Annotated in this window: 12 protein-coding genes; 4 read left to right on the plus strand and 8 right to left on the minus strand. The window is 47.7% G+C overall.

All coding sequences use genetic code 11. The features are described 5' to 3' along the window. Positions 1-73: 73 nt before the first annotated feature. Together HQ865_RS01955 and HQ865_RS01960 are read right to left on the minus strand one after the other, a co-directional pair. The gene (locus HQ865_RS01955) at positions 74-2,041 is read right to left on the minus strand and encodes an NPCBM/NEW2 domain-containing protein (protein ID WP_173413271.1); all 1,968 of its coding nucleotides are present in this window, start codon (positions 2,039-2,041) and stop codon (positions 74-76) included. A gap of 89 nt (positions 2,042-2,130) precedes the next feature. Next, positions 2,131-3,051 carry a DUF58 domain-containing protein gene (locus HQ865_RS01960; protein ID WP_173413272.1) on the minus strand — a complete coding sequence of 307 codons (921 nt, stop codon included), beginning with the start codon at positions 3,049-3,051 and terminating at the stop codon, positions 2,131-2,133. Between the two features lie 190 nt (positions 3,052-3,241). Here HQ865_RS01960 and HQ865_RS01965 point away from each other — a divergent pair, with 190 nt between their 5' ends. Beyond that, the gene (locus HQ865_RS01965; RefSeq protein ID WP_173413273.1) at positions 3,242-4,306 is read left to right on the plus strand and encodes an AI-2E family transporter; all 1,065 of its coding nucleotides are present in this window, start codon (positions 3,242-3,244) and stop codon (positions 4,304-4,306) included. On the opposite strand, the gene HQ865_RS01970 is transcribed toward HQ865_RS01965, so the two are convergent. The 4 genes from HQ865_RS01970 to tsaD form a co-directional block, all read right to left on the minus strand. Continuing rightward, the gene (locus HQ865_RS01970) at positions 4,303-4,986 is read right to left on the minus strand and encodes a hypothetical protein (protein WP_173413274.1); all 684 of its coding nucleotides are present in this window, start codon (positions 4,984-4,986) and stop codon (positions 4,303-4,305) included. The two genes, HQ865_RS01965 and HQ865_RS01970, sit on opposite strands and share 4 nt — an antisense overlap. After that, on the minus strand, positions 4,983-8,942 hold the full coding sequence (locus tag HQ865_RS01975) for an IPT/TIG domain-containing protein (RefSeq protein ID WP_173413275.1): 3,960 nt from the start codon (positions 8,940-8,942) through the stop codon (positions 4,983-4,985). The genes HQ865_RS01970 and HQ865_RS01975 overlap by 4 nt, the downstream gene beginning before the upstream one ends. 269 nt (positions 8,943-9,211) lie before the next feature. Then, on the minus strand, positions 9,212-9,388 hold the full coding sequence (locus tag HQ865_RS01980; RefSeq protein ID WP_173413276.1) for a hypothetical protein: 177 nt from the start codon (positions 9,386-9,388) through the stop codon (positions 9,212-9,214). Between the two features lie 116 nt (positions 9,389-9,504). Then, positions 9,505-10,506 (minus strand): tRNA (adenosine(37)-N6)-threonylcarbamoyltransferase complex transferase subunit TsaD, encoded by a 1,002-nt coding sequence (tsaD, locus tag HQ865_RS01985; RefSeq protein ID WP_173413277.1) that lies wholly within the window; start codon positions 10,504-10,506, stop codon positions 9,505-9,507. 186 nt (positions 10,507-10,692) lie between these two features. Between tsaD and HQ865_RS01990 the strand changes: the two genes are divergently transcribed. The 3 genes from HQ865_RS01990 (at position 10,693) to HQ865_RS02000 (ending at position 16,803) form a co-directional block, all read left to right on the plus strand. Continuing rightward, entirely contained in the window at positions 10,693-15,129 is a 4,437-nt protein-coding gene (locus HQ865_RS01990; protein WP_173413278.1) for a translocation/assembly module TamB domain-containing protein, read from the plus strand. A gap of 229 nt (positions 15,130-15,358) precedes the next feature. Continuing rightward, positions 15,359-15,682: a hypothetical protein gene (locus HQ865_RS01995; protein ID WP_173413279.1), complete on the plus strand. Its 324-nt coding sequence runs from the start codon at positions 15,359-15,361 to the stop codon at positions 15,680-15,682. Then, a complete protein-coding gene (locus tag HQ865_RS02000) occupies positions 15,676-16,803 on the plus strand; it encodes a glycosyltransferase (protein ID WP_173413280.1) in 1,128 nt (375 codons plus the stop codon). Before HQ865_RS01995 ends, HQ865_RS02000 begins: the two co-directional genes overlap by 7 nt. Positions 16,804-17,113: 310 nt before the next feature. Here the strand turns inward: HQ865_RS02000 and HQ865_RS02005 are convergent, their stop codons facing one another. Beyond that, positions 17,114-18,319, minus strand: coding sequence for a bifunctional 3,4-dihydroxy-2-butanone-4-phosphate synthase/GTP cyclohydrolase II (locus tag HQ865_RS02005; protein ID WP_173413281.1), 1,206 nt, complete (start codon positions 18,317-18,319; stop codon positions 17,114-17,116). A 101-nt stretch (positions 18,320-18,420) separates the two neighbouring features. Continuing rightward, the gene (locus HQ865_RS02010; RefSeq protein ID WP_173413282.1) at positions 18,421-19,857 is read right to left on the minus strand and encodes an LptF/LptG family permease; all 1,437 of its coding nucleotides are present in this window, start codon (positions 19,855-19,857) and stop codon (positions 18,421-18,423) included. Positions 19,858-19,926: the final 69 nt, after the last annotated feature.

Raw genomic sequence — 19,926 nt, forward strand, 5'->3', positions numbered from 1 at the left:
ATTCATCAATCTTAATATAGAGTAAACAATTATTTAATTTGAAGATGAAAGACGCGCCCGATACAGGTGTTCATTATTTTTTGTTTACACCCTTCACTTTTAACAGTACACAACCATGTGCCGGTACTTCTACCGTATAGCTTCCTTTTAAGGTGCCGAGGTTTTTGTGCAACCACAGATCCCGTACGCTTTGCGCCCCCTTTATACCAATATCAGACCATTTAACAGTGATCTTTTGCGGTTCGTTATCCAGGTTAACCAACCCCACAGCCTTAGTGCCATCAAACAACGGCCTTGCCCAAACCTCCCGGTTGCCATCCTTTACCAGGCGGCTGGCTGGTTTGCCCAAAGGGTCCTGGTTAATGTCGATAGTTTCGTCGTTAGCCAGCAGATCCAGCGTAAACTGATCCATTTTGGTCATATCGCAGCCAATCAGTATCGGTGCGGCCAAAAGGCTCCACATGGAGATATGCAGTAACTGTTCGTTAGGTTTTAAATGGGTAGGATGCGTTTTGCCAAAACCAACTACACCTACCATCAGCATATCCGGGTCATTCCAATGGCCCGGCCCGGCATACACCTCGTGCCCGGCCTGGCTTTCAATAATTGATTTTAAACTGCTCCAGTTATCCAAAATATCGCCGGTTGTGCGCCAGCAACTACCACCTACCGACGGATCGGCGCCCCATTTCCAAACATCGCCCATACCGTATTGGCATAAAGAGTACAAAATATCGCGGTTAACCTTATTTAATGCCGCGCCCATCACCTGGTAGGGTTTCATATAAGCAGCCAACGAACGGTCGTCCTTAGCGATAGTCCCGTAGCTGCACCAATCGTATTTTAAATAATCAACTCCCCAGGCTGCATAGCTTGCCGCATCCTGCTCCTCGTGCTCGTAACTGGCAGTATAACCGGCGCAGGTTTTAGGCCCCGGCGATGAATAGATACCGAAGCGTAAGCCTTTTTGATGGATATAGCCTGACAGCGCAGCCATGTCGGGGAATTTTTTGTTGGTTTGAATATTGCCTTTTTCGTCCCGGCCTGCTTCCCAGGTATCATCTATATTAATATAGGAGTAGCCATGCGCGGCAAGGCCCGAGGAGATCAACTCATCGGCAGCGGCCTTCACTTTATCCTGGTCGACGGCTGCAGCCCATACATTCCACGAGTTCCAGCCCATGGGCGGTGTTAATGCCAGCTTATGCTCGCCGCCTACTATCGTTAAATTGCGTTTTGCTATCCCTTTTGGCCCTCGCACACTCAGCATTACCTGGTTTGTACCGGCAGATTGTAAAGCGCCGGAGATGACGCCGGTGGATGGGTCCAATTTAAGCCCTGCCGGCAGATCTTTAGCGCTGTATATAAATGGCCCTTTGCCTGTTGCAGGTACCAGGAAAAGGAAATCGTGGCCCGGCGTAGCGCCAACAATTCGCGCACCATGAATTTGAGGCACATCGCTTTCGCGTTGATGTACATATCGCGGCGGGGCAACCGGCTTAACAATGATCCCGGGTTTTTGCTGTGTGCCAGGCACAAGATCTAATTTAGCATCGGCCCAGTCGCCGTGGTCGTTATTAATGCCGTCGCCTGCATCGTCTAATTGCAGTGTTAACTTTTTTGCGCCGGTAACATCTACTGAAATTACCTGCGGCGCGTCGCCTTTTCTTAAAGCCGGGGTTTTAACCAACTCTTTGCCATCGGCAATTACACTAAAAACAACCGAGCCTTCTTTAGTAGCTTCATCATCCACACCCACTGTTGCCGAAAAGCGGGTAGCGGCGCCATGCAGGGTAATTACAATGGTACTTGCCGCGTGCGTACCTACGCCATGGGTGTATACCACATTAGCCAGGGTGATGGGATGCCCACCAACCGATCTCCCGGCCCGGATCTGCCCCCAACCTTGCTCTACCTCGGTAAGGTTCATGGCATCTATCCATTGTACATTTGAAGCCGGGGCCGATTGTTGCGCCTGCACTGATAAACCCAAAACGCATAGGGCCATTAAAGTTAGGCCGGGCAATAAAATATTTTTCATGTTGAAAAAAAGGTTGATGATTGTGGTATTGAAGATACTACATTTTATTTTTAATAAAACTCTATCCTAAAGCTAACAACGGTTTAGCATTAATTCATTGCCCCGCGTTTCACCAAATAGGCTTTTAGTATCTGGTTGTAGCCATCGTGAATATTAGCGTCTATCAGGTCGATATGATATTGGGCACACTTTAGTTCCAGTTGGCGGCGGTAGTCATCAAGCGCGGCTTTGTAAGTTTCGCGGATGCGGCCGGGATGCACCTTCATTTCATCGCCGCTTTCCATATCAATAAAATGGTGCGGGCGATTGTCGAAATCAAAATCCAGTTCCTTCTTTTTGTCAACCACGTTAAAGATGATCACCTCGTGTTTTTTATACTTCAGGTGCTGGATGGCGGCAAACATGGCCTGCATCTTGTCGGCATTCAGGCTGTTCTCCAGCATATCGCTAAAAATGATCACCATCGATCGCTGGTGCACATCCTCGGCTATATGATGCAATACATCGCTGATATTGGTTAGGGTATTTTCTTTTGGCTGATTGAAAGCCTTCTCCAGTTCGGCAAACAGGTAAAACAAATGTGTGGTGGTTGATTTGGCAGTGCTCAGCCAATCTACCTTGTCCGAAAACAGTCCAAGCCCAAAGGCGTCGCGCTGCTTTTTGAACAGGTACATCAGCGAAGCGATAGCATAAACAGAGAACTGCAGCTTGCTCATCCCTTTCTCCGGGAAATTCATGCTCGACGAGGTATCCAGCAGCAGGTAGCTGCGCAGGTTGGTCTCCTCTTCAAATTGCTTAACAAACAGCTTATCGGTACGTGCAAATAATTTCCAGTCGATGTTTTTTACCGATTCGCCATTGTTGTACAGGCGGTGCTCGGCAAACTCCACCGAGAAACCGTGGAAGGGGCTTTGGTGCAAGCCGGTGATAAAACCCTCTACTACTTGCCGCGCCAGCAACTCCAGGTTAGCCAGGTGCCTTATCTGCTGATCGTTATTTAATTCTGCCATTAAGGCTAAGGTAGTGAATTTTTGAAGTGTTTTTTGTAAGAGTTTTGTGGTGATATTTTAACCACAGAGCCTGTCTGAACCAGAATTTTCAGAATTTAAGAATGGACGGAATTCTGAAAATTCAATAATTCTGAAAATTCTGGTTCAGACAAAATTCAAACAAAAGCCCCACATCTTGCTTTTACCATACATGATAAAACGCCGCCCATCCGCTAAAGAAACATCTTATACGCACAAGGTATGGCAAACGGTGGCTATTGTGGCGTTGCTGGCGGTGGTGATACTGATAGCCCGGGTAGCTTTTAACGTATTGCTGATGGTGCTGGCCGGCGCGCTGATAGCTACCTTTTTTCACGGTTTTGGCGATCTGATACAACGGCATACCCGCCTTGGCCGCCGCCCGGCCATGATCATTGCCGTTGCAGGCTCGTTCGCCTTGCTGGGGCTGATGCTGTGGTTTATGGGGACTACCATACAGCACCAGGTAGCCGAGCTTAGCGATAAGCTGCCGCAAACCATTAGTAACGTAAAAGCTAAAATGTCCACATCGCCTATAGGGCAAAAAATACTTCAAAGCGTATCGGGCGATAATTCGCAAAAACTGATGACCACGGCGCAAACCTTTTTCAGCACCAGTTTCGGGGTGCTGGGCGATATTTATATCATTATGTTTTTGGGGATATTTTTTACGGCCAACCCATCCATGTATAAAAACGGCATACTGGTATTGGTGCCGTCCGGTCAGAAAGACACGGGTAAACATATCATCAACCGTATTAGCCTGGCGCTAAAAGGCTGGTTAAAAGGGCTGATGGTATCTATGGTGCTGGTTACTATCATGATATCTACCGGGCTGCTTATCATTGGTGTACCCGTGGCTATGGTACTGGGATTAATTACCGGCCTGTTAGAGGTAGTGCCCAACTTTGGTTCGGTGCTGGCTATGATACCCGGTGTACTGCTGGCGCTTACCATCAGCACCAATACGGGTATTATTGTAGCCCTGCTTTATATTACCTCGCAAACTATCACGGCAAATATTGTTAACCCGCTGATCCAGAAAAAAATGATCAATCTGCCGCCGGCCTTAACATTAATTAGCCAGCTAATTATGGGGGCCATATCCGGCGCGCTGGGTATTATACTGGCCGTACCCTTACTGGCCATTACGGTTATTTTGGTAGATGAACTCTACGTAAAAACAATAGACGGCGGCAAGGTAACCGATGAAGGCGAATTGGAAGCTAAAACCTAATTCACCGTAAACTTAAATGTTTCCGATTTAGACACATTTCCCTGCTTATCATAAGTTTGCACATACCAGTAATAAATACTGCCCGATGTTACACTTGTGTTAAAGCTTGTATTTTGTGTATTGGCTATAACCTGTTGTAATGGTGTGGCATTCTTATCGCAAAAAACAGTATAGTAATTGATGTCGTTGTCTACATCGCTGCCTGTCCACGTCAGGGTTACTTTACCCCCGGTAGCTGTAACAGATTGATTGTAAGTTGGCGACACCATGGTAGCCGGGAACGGCGCGTACGACGTGATACCTAAACCGGCATTGTAAAATCGCCACTCATTACTTTTTGTCCCGTTCGGCACTCCCGCAGAAACCGAATTAACCGACCATGAATAAGGCGCATTTGCCGGTATAGTAACTGCCATCTGGTTATTCGCTGTGTTTTTTGTGATCACTTCCTTCGTTACCAGGTTTGTAATGATAAGCTGGTAGCCATCGGTATGCTCGGTGGTATTCCAGGAGAAGGTGACCGTGCTTTCGGTAGCTGTTATGTTAGTACCTGTAGTACACAGGGCATCCTTAGCAGGGAACACCAGCACAGCCTTGCCGGGTGGTGTATGGTCGTCCTCCTTTTTTGTGCACGATGCCAGTATGGTTATTATAGCGAGTAAAAACAGGGGCCTTCTCATTTTTTGATGATCTTATTAATGTATTCTGTATTGTCGACGGTAAGCTTTAATATGTAGATCTGCGTATGTTCCAACGTTGACAGATCGAGTGTGACCTCACCGCTTTGATTGGTATATTCCTTACTGAAAACCTGCTTGCCCGATGAATTAAACACCTGCACCTGTGCCTGGCCGACGACTTTATCGCCAAGGTTTAGGGTGAGGTTGCCCTCAAACGGGTTTGGATAGGCCGTTATATTATCGCCGATAACGATCCGTTTTTCTACAATGCCCTGGCAAGGCTTATCTGTAGTTACCGAGATATTGTTTACGCCCTTAGTCAGTGGTAGGGTGATGTTGCTGCCGGTGGTGTTATAGTCTACTCCGTTCACTTTAATATTGTAGGTAGTGCCACCGTCCAGTGTCAGCGCTAAACTATTGGTATTTTTGTTGAGGGCCGAATAAACCGACAGGTCCTTAGGCTCGGTAACTTTAATCGAAAAATACTGCTCGTACGTATACCCGGTAATGTTGATGTAAAGGTTGTATGTACCCGCCGGTAAATTGGGGATGGTAACGCTGTTTGTAAACGAATAAGTAGTAGTGGGTATGTTATTGCTTAAAACTTTTACGGTATAAGGCAAATTGACCCCGGCAGTAATTTTTATAGTGCCGTTTGCCGATCCCTTGCACACCACACTGGTTGCCTGCGTGGTAAAGTTTGATGGAGCTAAAGACGCGTGCACATTTACTGCGTCTGATGTTAGCGATATACCATTTGATGCTATTGTTACCTTGTAAGCTCCTGATTCGGTTGCTGTATATGCATTTGTTGTGCCTGCTGTTGTAATGGCTATACCATCCTTATACCATTGATAAGAATAATTTGAATTAGCAGCTGTTGATAATGCTACCGAACTGCCAATATTAATTTCGGTTGAACCTGCCGGGGTTATAACCGGCGCGGCCACGTATACAAAGCCTGTTTTGGTTGCTGTGCCATTGGCGTTGATGACGGATACCGCTCCACTTGCGCCGGCGCCTGCGATGGCCGTAATACTTGTTGGCGATACAACCGTAAACGATGAGGCAGCCGTGCCGCCAAAGCTAACCGCGCTTGTACCTGTAAAGTTTAAGCCGGTAATAGTTATTGTAGCGCCGGCTGTTGCGGCTACCGGACCAAAGCTGCTGATAAATGGTGCCTGCGTATAAGTAAAGCCGGAAAGTGTAGCGGTTCCACCAAATGTAGTTACCGTTATACTGCCCGATGTTGCGCTGCCTACAACAGCCGTGATACTGGTTGGTGATACAACGGTAAATGAAGTTGCAGGAAGGCCACCAAATGTAACTGCTGTGGCCCCGGTAAAATTAGTACCGGAGATGGTTACCGTAGTGCCGGGCGTAGCCGATGTGGGGGTAACTGAAGTAATAGACGGCGCCGGCACCGGAATATAAGTAAACCCGCCTTTGGCACCCGTTCCCGAATAAGTAGACACGGAAACATCGCCGGATGCGCCGCCCGGGCCAACAACGGCTGTTATACTGGTTGGCGATACCACAGTAAATAAATTTGCGGCTACTCCGCCAAAGTTAACTGCCGTAGCGCCGGTAAAGTCGGTACCGGTGATAGTTACTGTACTGCCCGGCGTGGCCGAGGTTGGGCTGAATGATGTGATAGTTGGCGCAGGCAGGTTGGTTATGGTAAACCGGGCCTGGTAAGATGGCGAGTCTCCGCCCGGGCCTTTAAAAGATATGATATTGTCATAACCCGGGCCCACCACAGCTGTTATAGTTGTTGATGATAGCACATTGAAATTTAAAGCAGGCACTTCGCCAATAGTCACCGAAGTAACCCCACCTAAATTATAGCCGTTAATAGTGATAGTTGTGCCCGGCGGGCCTGATGAAGGAACAACAGAGGTAACGTATGGAGTGGTACTTGGTGTATACGTAAAACCTGGCCAGGTTGCTGTTCCCGATGGGGTGGTCACTACAATATCGCCCGTTGCGCCTAAGCCTACAGTAGCTACAAGGGCATGATCGGGGTCGAGCCCGTATGGTGAAAAATTCAATGCGGGAACCCCACCGAAAGTAACGGAAGTGGCTGTACGCAAATTAACACCTATCAGGTAGATATCGCGCCCCAATGTACCTGGCATTGGCGACGACATGGATGTGATGACCGGCAAACTTGAGGGAATGTAGGTAAATCCTCCTGCGGTTACCGTGCCACCACCATTGGTTACCGATACAAGCCCGCTTGTGGTTATGGGCACTATTGCAGTTACAGTGGTAGCGTTAATTATTTTGTAGCCCATTGATGCTACGCCGCCAAAGCTAACGCCGGTAGTGCCGGATAAGTTGGTGCCGGTTATAGTTACCGTACTGCCCGGCGTGGCCGATGTGGGCGTAAAAGAAGTGATAGTTGGCGCCGAAGGTGGGGTTAAAGTGAAGGTATAACTGCCATCGGCATTATTGCCGCTATCGTTAAACGATATGGAGTTATTATGCCCCGGGCCAATAACCGCTGTGATGCTTGTTGGGGATACCACGCTGAATGACAACGCTGGCTCACCGCCTATTTTAACCGAAGTGATGCCACCCAGGTTATAACCGTTTATGGTAATCGTTTGGCCGGGCGATGCATACGACGGTACTATCGAGGTAATATAAGGGCTGGTACTTGGCGTATAGGCAAAACCGGGCACAGCGCTTGTCCCTGCCGGGTTGGTCACAACCACGTCTCCCGTTGCGCCTAAACCCACTGTGGCCAAAAGCGCGTGATCCGGATCCAGTCCATAGGGTGCAAAATTTAAGGCAGGCATCCCGCCAAATGTAACCGAGGTGGCTGTACGCAAATTAACACCTAAAATGGTTATTGTACGGCCCAATGTACCCGACATAGCATCTACATACGCAATAGTTGGCGCACTTGATGGTATGTAGGTAAAGCCGCCGGCCGTTGCAGTACCCCCCGCGTTGGTTATTGCTACATCGCCGCTGCTGGTTACAGGCACCATGGCTGTTACAGTAGTAGCGGAAACTACTTTATAGATGGCCGCTTTTACACCGCCAAAGCTAACGCCTGTTGTACCAGCCAAATTAGTACCTGTTATGGTAACCGTAGTACCGGGCGTTGCCGATGCCGGCGAGAAGGTGCTAATAGTTGGCGTGGACGGCACGGTAAGCGTAAAACTATAAATGCCTTCAACCCCATTACCCCCGGGCCCGTCGAATGATATATGGTTGCTATAGCCCGGCCCTACAACCGCTGTGATACTTGTTGGCGATATTACACTAAATGACAACGCAGCTACTTCGCCTATAGTAACCGAACCGACGCTACCCAGGTTATAACCGCTAATGGTTATTGTTTGCCCGGGCGCCGCAGATGATGGGGTTATCGAAGTAATGTAAGGCTTAGTATTTGCCACATAAGTAAAACCCGGCATGGTTGCCGTTCCCGATGGGGTAGTTACCGCTATATCCCCGGTTGCGCCTAATCCTACAGTTGCTACAAGCGCCCTGTCCGGATCCAGTCCATAGGGTGCGAAAATTAATGCCGGGACACCGCCAAAAGTAACCGCGGTAGCACTGCGCAAATTAACACCTAATATGGTTATTGTGCGGCCCAGCGTACTGGGCATGGGTGCGGAAACAGATACGATGACCGGCAAACTTGAGGGAATGTAGGTAAATCCTCCCAATGTGGCCGTGCTGCCGCCAACACTCGTTACGCTTACATCGCCGCTGCCTGTAACAGGCACTATGGCGGTTACAGAAGTGGAACTTACTACTTTAAGCCCGAGCCCTGCTACCCCGCCAAAGCTAACACTTGTTGTGCCGGCTAAATTGGTACCTGTTATAGTTATCATAGTACCCGGTGTGGCCGATGTGGGTGCGAATGAGGTAATGGTTTGCGCAAAACCATTAACAGCTATTAATATGATAAAAAATAATAGTAAATGTTTTTTCATTTAGCAGGATAGGTTATTGGCAGTGTGGGCAAATATGATTAGGGAATATAAATATAAAGTATTATAAATCAATGTGGATAGGATTGGTTTATAAATATTTTAATATTTACTAATAGGCAATATTTGTTTATAAAATGCAATAAGCAGATACCTGCTGTTAAATGCAGCAAGCAATGATATCAAATGATATCAAAGGAAAAGAAGTGGTAAGCCGAACATGAGAAATTAAGGGGCGATTACCACATCGGGATTAACTCCCGGCGGATATATTAGCGTCCACCTGTTTTCAGGTACATGTAAACAACAGCTACTACAACCAGTACAGCCAGTACCACCAGGCCGGTGATACCCATTTTACGGTTCTTATCCTGTTTGATCAGCCAAACCAGGAACACGACCAGTGGCAGCACAAACACTGCCCAAAATATTAGTGATGGAATACTCATGTCTTTGTAGTCCGGAAGACGGAAGAGTCCGAAAGTCCGGAAGTTTTATAGTGTAAATATACGTTTTATCTTTCGGTCTTCCGGACTCTTCCGTCTTACCGACTGGCGCTTAGCGCCTAAAATGGCATCCTTGCCAGCGGCGCGATATCCTGGCCAACAAATTCGCCTTTTAAATATTTATAGTAACCGGCAATGGCTATCATGGCGGCATTATCGGTACAGTATTCAAATTTGGGGATAAAGGCATTCCAGCCTTGCCCGGCGGCCAGGTCGTTCAGGCCCTGGCGCAGGCCGGTATTGGCCGATACGCCACCTGCTAAGGCGATATCCTTTATACCGTACTCAATAGCCGCCTTCTTCAGTTTATTCAGCAGGATGATTACCACACGCTTCTCTACCGAGGCGCAGATATCAGCCATGTTCTCCTGCAAAAAATCGGGGTTTTTAGCCACGTTATCGCGGATGAAGTACATAATGGATGTTTTCAAACCGCTAAAGCTAAAATCAAACCCCGGGATCTGTGGCTCGGGAAATTTATAGGCATCTGCATTGCCCTGGCGCGCGTATTTGTCTATCAATGGTCCGCCGGGATAGGGCAGTCCCAATACCTTACTGGTTTTATCCAGCGCTTCGCCGGCGGCATCGTCGGTAGTTTGGCCGATGATCTCCATATCGAAGTGATCCTTCACCAAAACGATTTGCGTATGCCCGCCCGAAACGGTAAGACAAAGGAAGGGGAAGGTTGGTTTATGATCGCCAATAAAATGCGCCAAAACGTGGCCCTGCATGTGGTTAACCTCTATCAGCGGCTTACCTAAAGCCAGCGCGAACGACTTAGCGAACGATACGCCCACCAATAAACTGCCTAAAAGGCCCGGTCCGCGTGTAAAAGCTACCGCATCAATGTCATTTTTGTTTACTTTTGCCTTGAGTATGGCTTGTTGAACAGCAGGGATGATGTTTTGCTGATGCACGCGCGAAGCAAGTTCGGGCACAACGCCGCCGTAGGCTTCATGAATGGTTTGATTGGCAATAACATTGCTCAGCATTTCACCATCAACGCAAACGGCTGCGGATGTTTCATCGCACGATGATTCTATTCCTAATATAACGGGCACGATACTTAATTTTAATAGGCTGCGTTTTTTAAACAAGTGAATATGACAGATATTTAAACTATCTGCCGCAAATGCTGTTTAACATTTCGAAACTCACCTGTTAGTTAACGCAACAAGTTTTAAAGGGACAAAGTTATTAAAAAAGTACTCAAAATAGCGCTAAGTATCGTTCTGCTCTTGCTGCTGATGATCAGCGTGCTGTTATTGGTGCTTCAATATAAACCCGTACAAACCTGGATAGCCAAAAAAGTGGCCGACCATTTCTCGCAGGAGTGGAAAACTAAGGTTTACATTGGCGGCATCTACGTTAAGCCATTCTCGTCGGTAGTGCTGGATAGCATGTATGTGCTCGACAGGCAAAAGGATACCCTGGTGCATACCCCTAAATTAACGGTTGAACTGAACGGCTTCTCACTCTTCAGCAGCATTGGCGAGCGTAAGCTGCACTTTAGCCGCATACAGTTGGATAATGGTTCGGTATACCTTAAAAAACTGAACGATACGACCAGCAACATCGATTTTATTGTAGATTACTTTAACAAGCCCGATACTACGCACAAAAAAAGCAAACCCTGGACGCTCATCTTCGAGAAGTCCATCGTCAACAATTTTCACTTCCGCTTTAAAAATCTCACGCGCGATACAGTCATCAGCAACCGCATCAACTTCGACGACCTGGATGTTTACCATTTCGGCGTAGAGGTGCGCAATATGGACCTGGTGCACCACATGTTTAAGGGCGATGTGCGCAACCTTACTCTGCGCGAGAAAAGCGGTTTCTATGTTAAAAACCTGACGGCCCTTGCCACCGTTGATAGTAACCAGATCCTGGCCCAACACCTCTACATCGAAACGCCGCACTCCAAACTGCGCGATTATTACCGCATGCGCTTCACGCATTTTGCCGATATCAGCGATGATTTTGAGAACAAAGTGCAGGTGGATGCCGATTTTAAGCAATCGCAGATATCATCGGCAGATATCGCTTACTTTACCACATCGCTGGATAAAACTAAGTTCGATCTGGGTATCGACGGGCACGTAAAGGGATTAGTGAGCAACCTTAAGGCCAGCCACCTCACCATAACCGGCGGCCAGGCCACCTACCTGAAGGGCGATTTCGCGTTTAAGGGCCTGCCCGATTGGGACAACACCCTGCTTGAACTTAACTTCGACCAGATAGCCACCAACCGCAAAGACCTGGAATACCTGTATAACCGTTTTGGCGGTACCACCAACCGCAAGCTTCCCGCTATTATCGAAAAGTTTGGTAATGTAAACTTCAAGGGCAAGTTTACCGGTTTGCAGAATGATTTTATTGCTTATGGCGAATTTAAAACCAAGCTGGGCCGTTTCCAGTCGGATGTAAATTTGAAGATCAGCAAATCGGGCAATCCCAGCTATAGCGGCAATATAAAAGCCTATGATTTTGACCTGGGCACGCTGATAGACGAGCCCGATCTGAACCGCACCACTTTTGTAGCCGATATAAAAGGCAGCGGCGACGAGTTAAAGAACCTGGTTGAAAAAGTGAACGCTAAAATTGCTTACATCGATTATAAAAACTACCGCTATCAAAACGTGGCCATAAATGGTTCGGTGGCTAAAAAGGTATTTGATGGCACGGTTAACATCAACGATAAAAACATCAACCTATCAATAAAGGGCAATGCCGATCTTAATCCGGCCCTGCCTAACTATAATTTAACCGGCAGTATTATCGATGCGCGGCTGAATACGATACATTTATTAAAAGATACCATTACGCTGAGCGCCAATATCGATACCCACTTTAGCGGCAATGACCTGAATAACCTGACCGGGAAAATATCGCTTAACCCTATCCGTATTATTGATCCAAGGCATAATTACCTGGTCGATTCGGTAACGCTGACAGCATCGGGTACCGGCAGAGAACGCCTGATCAGCCTGCAATCGCCGATAGCTGATGGCAGCATCAAGGGGAACTATGACCTGGCTACGCTCCCGTCATACTTTAAAACCATCGTAAAAAAGTATATCCCATCTTTAAAAACCAATATCGTACCGTTTAAGTCGCAGCAGTTTGATTTTAACTTCAAGGTGAAAGATATCGACCCGCTCATCGCCCTGTTTGTACCCGACCTGAAGATCCCCGATCAGGGTACCTTTGTGGGTCAGTTCAACTCGGCCGATCAAACCGCTACGTTAAGCGGCTATGTAAAAACCATCAATTACGGTGGCATGGTGTTTCACGATCTGATCCTGGACGAAAACACCACCGATGGCTTCCTTGGCCTCAACATATCATTAAACCGGATAGACCTGAGCAAGGACCTGTTCATCAAAAACATCAACATTGTTAACTCGCTGAAAAAGGATAGCCTCAATTTCAACATCAAATTATCAGACAAGGACGCGACCAACCAGTTAGACCTTTATGGCCTGGTTGCATTTGGCAGGGATACCACCGCCAAGCTGTCGCTGCTGCCATCAGACGTGATACTGGAGCACCAGCGCTGGAAGATACAGGAACAGGTACGCATCCGCCTGCTGGACGGGAAAACGCAGGTATCCGGCTTCGAGCTTTCAAGGGGGACACAAAAGGTACGCATTAATGGGTTCGTATCCGATAATCCGGCTGATAAGTTGAAGGTGGAATTTGATAAGTTCAGCATGGCTACGCTTAACCAATTGACCAGGCCATCGGGTATAGAGCTGAAAGGATCGTTAAACGGCGATGTAATACTGAGCGGCATTACCAAAACGCCGGGTATGGAAGCGCATTTGGGTATCGATTCGATGATGATGAACGATACGCAAATTGGTAAGGTGAAGCTGGAATCGACCCTGGATAACGACCGTAAACAGGCCGATGTGAAATTGAATATCCTGAGCCGCGGACTGGAAACCATGAACATTGCCGGTGTATATAAACTGGGTAAGGACGCGGGGGACAACACGCTTGACTTTGATGTGAAGATGAACCAAACCGAGGCCATCATCTTCGATCCTTTTGTGAAGGACCTGGTGAGCAGCCTGAGCGGAACGGTATCTTCCGACCTGAAACTGACCGGCAGCCCATCCGAACCAAAGCTGAATGGCAAGATCATCCTTAACAATACCGGTTTGACAGTAAACTACCTGAAAACCGCCTACAAGCTTAACGATGAGCTGACCGTTACCAACAGCCTGATAAAAATAGATAAGCTGAGCATTAAGGATATTAAAGGTAACGAGGCCATTGCCAACGGCACGGTTGACCTGAAAAATATATCGAACCCGGATCTGAACATCAGCGTTGAGGCTAAAAACCTGATGGCGCTGAACACCACCTTTAAGGATAACCACATTTATTACGGAACGGCCTACGGCAGCGGCACCTTTACCTTTACCGGCCCTACCGATAATATGAATATCGATATTAAGGCCACCACCGGCGAAGGCACCGTGTTCAATATCCCGTTGAACACCTCATCAACCGCCAGCGATTACGATTTTATTCGCTTTGTTGGTCATCGTGATACCGCTAAACTGGCGGAGCAGGTGAACGCATTTAAAGGGGTTACGCTTAATTTGGAACTGACGGTTGACGAGAAATCGCTGGTGAAGATCACTACCGATTACGGCAAACTGGAAGGACGCGGTGTATCGAACAAATTACAGCTGAAAATAAACAGCCTGGGCGATTTTGAAATGTTTGGCGACTACCTCATTCAATCGGGTAAGTTTGAGTTTACCGCCAAGGATTTCATCAGTAAGAATTTTACTGTAGACCAGGGCGGTACCATCCGCTGGACCAGTAACCCCGGCAACGCCGATATTAACATGACGGCTGTTTACGAGGTACGTACCGATATCAACAACTTGTATAAAGCGGCCGGGCTAACATCGCCAACGGGTAGCCAGCAAAAGCTGGTTCAGGCCCAGTTAAAGCTAACCAATACGCTGCTGCAACCCCGTATACAGTTTGATTTTAGCTTCCCGACAGACCCGCAAATTAAGGATGACCTGGCCACTTACCTAACCGACGAAAGCAACCGAAACCAGCAGGCGCTTAGTTTAATTGTACGCCGCCAGTTTGCTACCGGTACCACCAATAACTTAACCAACCAGGTGGCCCAAACCGCCGAGCAGGCGTTAAGTGAGTTCGCTTTCAATAAACTTAATACGTTCATTTCGCAATCAAACATCAGGTTTGCCGATATCAACATCCGCTCTACCAGCGATGCCAGCTTTGCCTTCCGCTTCTTTAATGACAGGTTGGTGCTGAACGGCAGCTTATACAATACCAATGGCAATAATAACCTGTTTGGTGGCACATCGGGCAATTTCTTTAATACCGATATCAGCAGCTTTACCAAAGACTTTGAAGCCGACTACCTGCTGCGTAAAGACGGCCGCCTGCGGGCGCGATACTCGTACCGGGTACTTACCGGCACCACGCTGGATCTGTATAACAACCTGAGCGTGCAATATGTTAACGGCTTTGGTTTGGTTTATCAGCGCGATTTCGATACGTTCGGCGAGTTTTTCCGCAGCCTGTTCAGGCGCAGCCGCAGGGTGCCGATGCCTAAGGTTACCAATACCGACGTTGCCCCCAAAAGCGAAATGGATGACCGCGATGATGAAAAGGAAGAATAGCATATGCGAAGTGAGTGAGGTTGTCAGTCTCTTGTCGAAGACTTGCGCGATGGGCCTGCCCACAATGCTTCGACGGGCTACTCATCACATATTTCTTTCCCGACAGCAAAACGGCTTCCGGGCGAAAACGAGCAGAACATGGTGGTCTGTGTGGCGGGAGAGGGCATTAGCTTGGTGCCTGAAGCGGAGGAATCGCGGGTGCGAAGCAGCGGCATCAAGGTTCAGCCCCGTGGTTCTGCTTGTTTTGCAGGGCAAAGGCCCGTGCGGCAAAGGAAGCATTTTTGTTGTCTTGAATTTTGCTACTTTTTTTCAAGAAAACGGCGTAGCCCTCTTGAGTGCCTTTAAAAATAAAACAAACACGAAAAAAGTAGTAGGCCCCTGCGGCTATGAGCAGACGAACTTTGATACAGCACCACCGATCATCCTATGGGATTGCCATGCTATCGCTCGCAATGACAACGTTTCTAATGTCAATGCAGCCTTAAAGACCATCTTTTTTTCAACTCGGCATGACACCTTGCTCTCAAATACCTTTTACCCGTCGCCATGCTGATCTGCCCGCTAATTATGCTTACCGTATGGTGGGGGCTTGCCGTTTACCTGGTGATTAACAGCCGCAAGATAGGTTTTTTGCGTGATGTGAAGCCTGCACAGGATGAACCATCGCTGGCTATTATTGTGGCCGTGCGTAACGAGGAAGCCGACCTGGAACACGCGCTAAGCAGTGTTTGTAACATCAATTACACCAACTACAAAGTAATTGTGGTGAACGACCGCAGCACCGACCGTACCCCGCAGATCCTGGAAAAGTTAGCTGCACAATATCCGCAGATCATCACCGAAACTATAACCGAACTGCCGCCCCGCTGGCTTGGCAAAAACCACGCGCTTTACCGTGGCTACTTGCAAACCCATGCCGAATGGCTGCTGTTTACCGATGCCGATATTGTGTTTGAAAAGGATGCCATAAAAAAGGCGCTTACTTATGCAACCGCAAACCACATCCACCATTTGGCGCTGATGCCTAACGTTATTTCCCGTTCGGCTATGCTGAACAGCATTCTGCAAACCTTTGGCATTATGTTTAACCTGAAGATAAGGCCATGGGAGGCGCGCGATCCTAAATCGAAGGCGGCGGTTGGCGTTGGCGCGTTCAATATGGTACGCCGGCAGGCTTACAAGCAGGCGGGCACTCATGAGGCTATCAGGCTACGGCCGGATGATGACCTGAAGTTAGGGGCGATAGTGAAACAGGCGGGTTTTAGATCGGATGTATTATACGGCACGGGCGAAATTAGCCTGGAATGGTATACCAGCGTTGGCCAGTTTGTTAACGGGTTGATGAAGAACGTATTTTCGGTGTCGAAGTATAATTTGCCACTGGCCTTATTTAATGGTGTATCGGCTTTTGTTGGTTTTTGCCTGCCCGTGCCACTGGGTTTATTATCCGGCTCGGTGTATGGTGTGTTGATCAGCCTTGGGATATTGCTGTCGCACTGGTTTCTTTTCTGGTTTACACCGGGGCGCAAAAAATGGTGGTATTTTTTAACGCTGACGTACGCCGGAGCGGTGATGGTTTATATCATTATTAAATCGGCGCTGCTAAATGTAAAGGATAAGGGCATTTACTGGCGCGATAGTTTTTACCCGCTGGAGGAGTTGAAGAAGGGGTGAGATTCAGCCCGGTGCCTGTGAGGACACAGGCACCGGGTGGTTATCTATAGTCGAAATCTGCACAATGGCGATCACAGCCTGTAATTTTGCAGAATATACCTGTATTAATTAATTATTTTGGTGGCGCAAATTTGTCAGTACCCTCAAAAAACAAGGTTGTATTGAGAAACCGGAATTTTGAACAAACGCATCTATTTGATTATTAATCAATGTGTTACATGTTCAATTCTTGTTCAAAAAACAAGCTTTTTTGTTCATTTTTTTTCTTTGACTGAGACAAGTAGCCCCAGGATATACTTTGTACAATAAGTTATTGCCCACCCAAAATGGCGTGATCCATTTTATCTCTTTTGGTTTTTAGATAACTTTCGTTATGCGGGTTTGGGGCAATCTCAATAGGGATATTCTCCACCACTTCTAATCCATAGCCGATAAGCCCGGCGCGTTTTTTAGGGTTGTTGGTCAGCAGGCGCATTTTTGATATGCCCAGATCCCGCAATATCTGCGCACCGATGCCATAATCGCGCTGATCCATCTTAAAGCCCAGTTGGATATTAGCCTCAACGGTATCAAAGCCATTCTCCTGCAGGTGATAGGCTTTCAGTTTATTTACCAGGCCAATACCACGGCCTTCCTGGTTCATATATACAATGGCGCCCTTACCTTCTTTCTGGATCATCTCCATAGCTTTGTGCAACTGCGGGCCGCAATCGCAACGGCAAGAGCCAAAGATATCACCTGTAACGCACGAGCTGTGTACGCGTACCAATACTGGTTCGTTGGGTTCCCAACTGCCTTTAACAAGGGCTAAATGGTTTTCGCCGGTATCAATTTGGGTGTAGGCTATCATATCAAACTCGCCCCACTGGGTTGGCATTTTAACAGCCACCTCTTTGGTCACCATACTTTCGGTACGCAGGCGGTAGGCAATCAGGTCTTCTATCGAAACAATAACCAGGTCGTGCTCCTTGGCCATCTCCAGCAAGTCGGGCAGGCGGGCCATTTCGCCGTCCTCTTTCATTATCTCGCATATTACCCCGGCAGGCTCAAACCCGGCCATCACCGGCAGGTCGATAGCGGCCTCGGTATGGCCCGAACGGCGCAGCACGCCACCATCTTTGGCAATCAGCGGGAAGATATGCCCGGGGCGGCCCAGTTCGGCAGGATCAAGGTTATCATCAATTAAAGATAAAACAGTTTTAGAACGATCGGAAGCCGAGATCCCGGTAGTGCAGCCATTCCCCAACAGATCAACCGATACGGTAAAAGCCGTTTCATGCGATGAGGTATTGCGCATCACCATTGGCTCCAGCTGCAGTTTTTTGGCGCGGGCGGCGGTAATAGGCGCGCAAATTAATCCGCGGCCATACTTGGCCATAAAGTTGATGGTTTCGGGGGTAGCGTTGCGGGCGGCAGTTAAAAAGTCGCCTTCGTTTTCGCGGTCGGCATCATCAACAACAATAATGGTTTTGCCGGCCTTTATGGCAGCTATCGCTTCTTCTATAGTGTTCAGCATCTTTTATGCAGGTAAAAATTGGCTTATAATAACAGCCGTTATCCTTAATACGTGCAAAGGTACGTTAAGGTGGCTTTAATAAGCGTCTGTAGTTTGTAAAATCAAACAGGCTTCTTTTTGGTGAAATATCCCGTCATTTTTTTAATGAACTTATTGTAAGCCTCTACGTTAAACAATTCCGAATCGTTAGCGGCTTTGTAAGACAGGAACATGCCTATCGGCGTCAGCACCGCGATAGCGATCCACATGCCGATGGTGGGCGCAAGGTCGCCATCCTTCACAAATTTTTCGCCAATGGTTGATATAATGTAATAGATGAGGAAGAAAATAACGGCTACTACTACCGGTAAGCCTAATCCCCCCTTACGGATAATTGCCCCCAGCGGCGCGCCTATCAGGAACAAGGCCAGGCACGCGGCCGACAGGGTGAATTTCTTTTGATACTCTACACGGTTACGACGGCTCTCCAGTGTCAGGTCGCCAAAGCGGGTGGCGCGTTCTTTCACCCTGTCTTTAAAACTCTTAGCCTGGTTCAGCGCGTTGGCCAGTACCGATGCCTGCTTTTCGTGTGTAAGGCTGCCTAAAAAATCAGAACTGCCTTTATTAAATGGCTTATCCTTATAAAATTTATGCGATACCGAAAAATATTTAAAATATGGGCTAAGCAAAGAATAGTTACGGCTTAGGCCAAGATCTATCAGTTTGCCGGTTGAATCCTGCCAAAGGTTTAGTTGCTTCAGGTTCATCATCTGGAAAGCGCCCCTGAATTCGTTTTCATCCGTATGCCCCATCGCGAAGCCCGAAAGATCGAACTTTTGCACACGCTCGCTAAATCTGAAGCGGGTGTATCGCTGGCGGGGCAGATAACCACCTTCGCCAGGTAATTCCTGGTGCTGGATGCCGTTCTTTAACCGCAGTATCAGTGATTTGTTATCGGGCGAGCGGAACATAATACCCTCCTCGGCAAATATCACATCCATATTGGTGCTTTGTATATCGGGCTTATGATACAGCATAATGCCGCGCAGGGTTTGCCCGTCGGGATCCTTATGCTTTACGCGGATGGAATAACCGGGGAAGCTGTTGTTAAAAACATTTTCGGTGATCAGGAAAGCTGTTTTTTGCTTGCGGGCATCGTACAGCAGGTTATAATATTTGAGGTTGGCCACCGGCAGCATATACTCAGAAAAGAAAAAAGCCGATACGCTGAGCCCGCAAACGGCGATAAGCATGGGGTAAAGCGCCCGCCTTAACGATATACCGGCCGATTTGATGGCCACCAGTTCGTAATTTTCGCCCAGGCTGCCGTAGGTCATGATGGATGACAACAGCACCGACAGCGGCAACGCCATAGCCACGTTGGTAGCTGATGAGTAAACCATCAGCTCCATAATAATATACCACTCAAATCCTTTGCCTATCAGGTCGTCGATGTATTTAAATAAAAATAACATCAGCAACACAAACATCACAATGAAAAAGGTAACTATAAAAGGCCTTATGAACGATTTAAGTATTAACAGGTGGATCTTTTTCACAGCGCAAATTTAGGGAATTTAACTATTCCCGCCGGTAATAATAAAAGCCGTGTTTAACACGGCTTTCTT

The sequence above is a fragment of the Mucilaginibacter mali genome (assembly GCF_013283875.1).
Classification (GTDB): Bacteria; Bacteroidota; Bacteroidia; order Sphingobacteriales; family Sphingobacteriaceae; genus Mucilaginibacter; species Mucilaginibacter mali.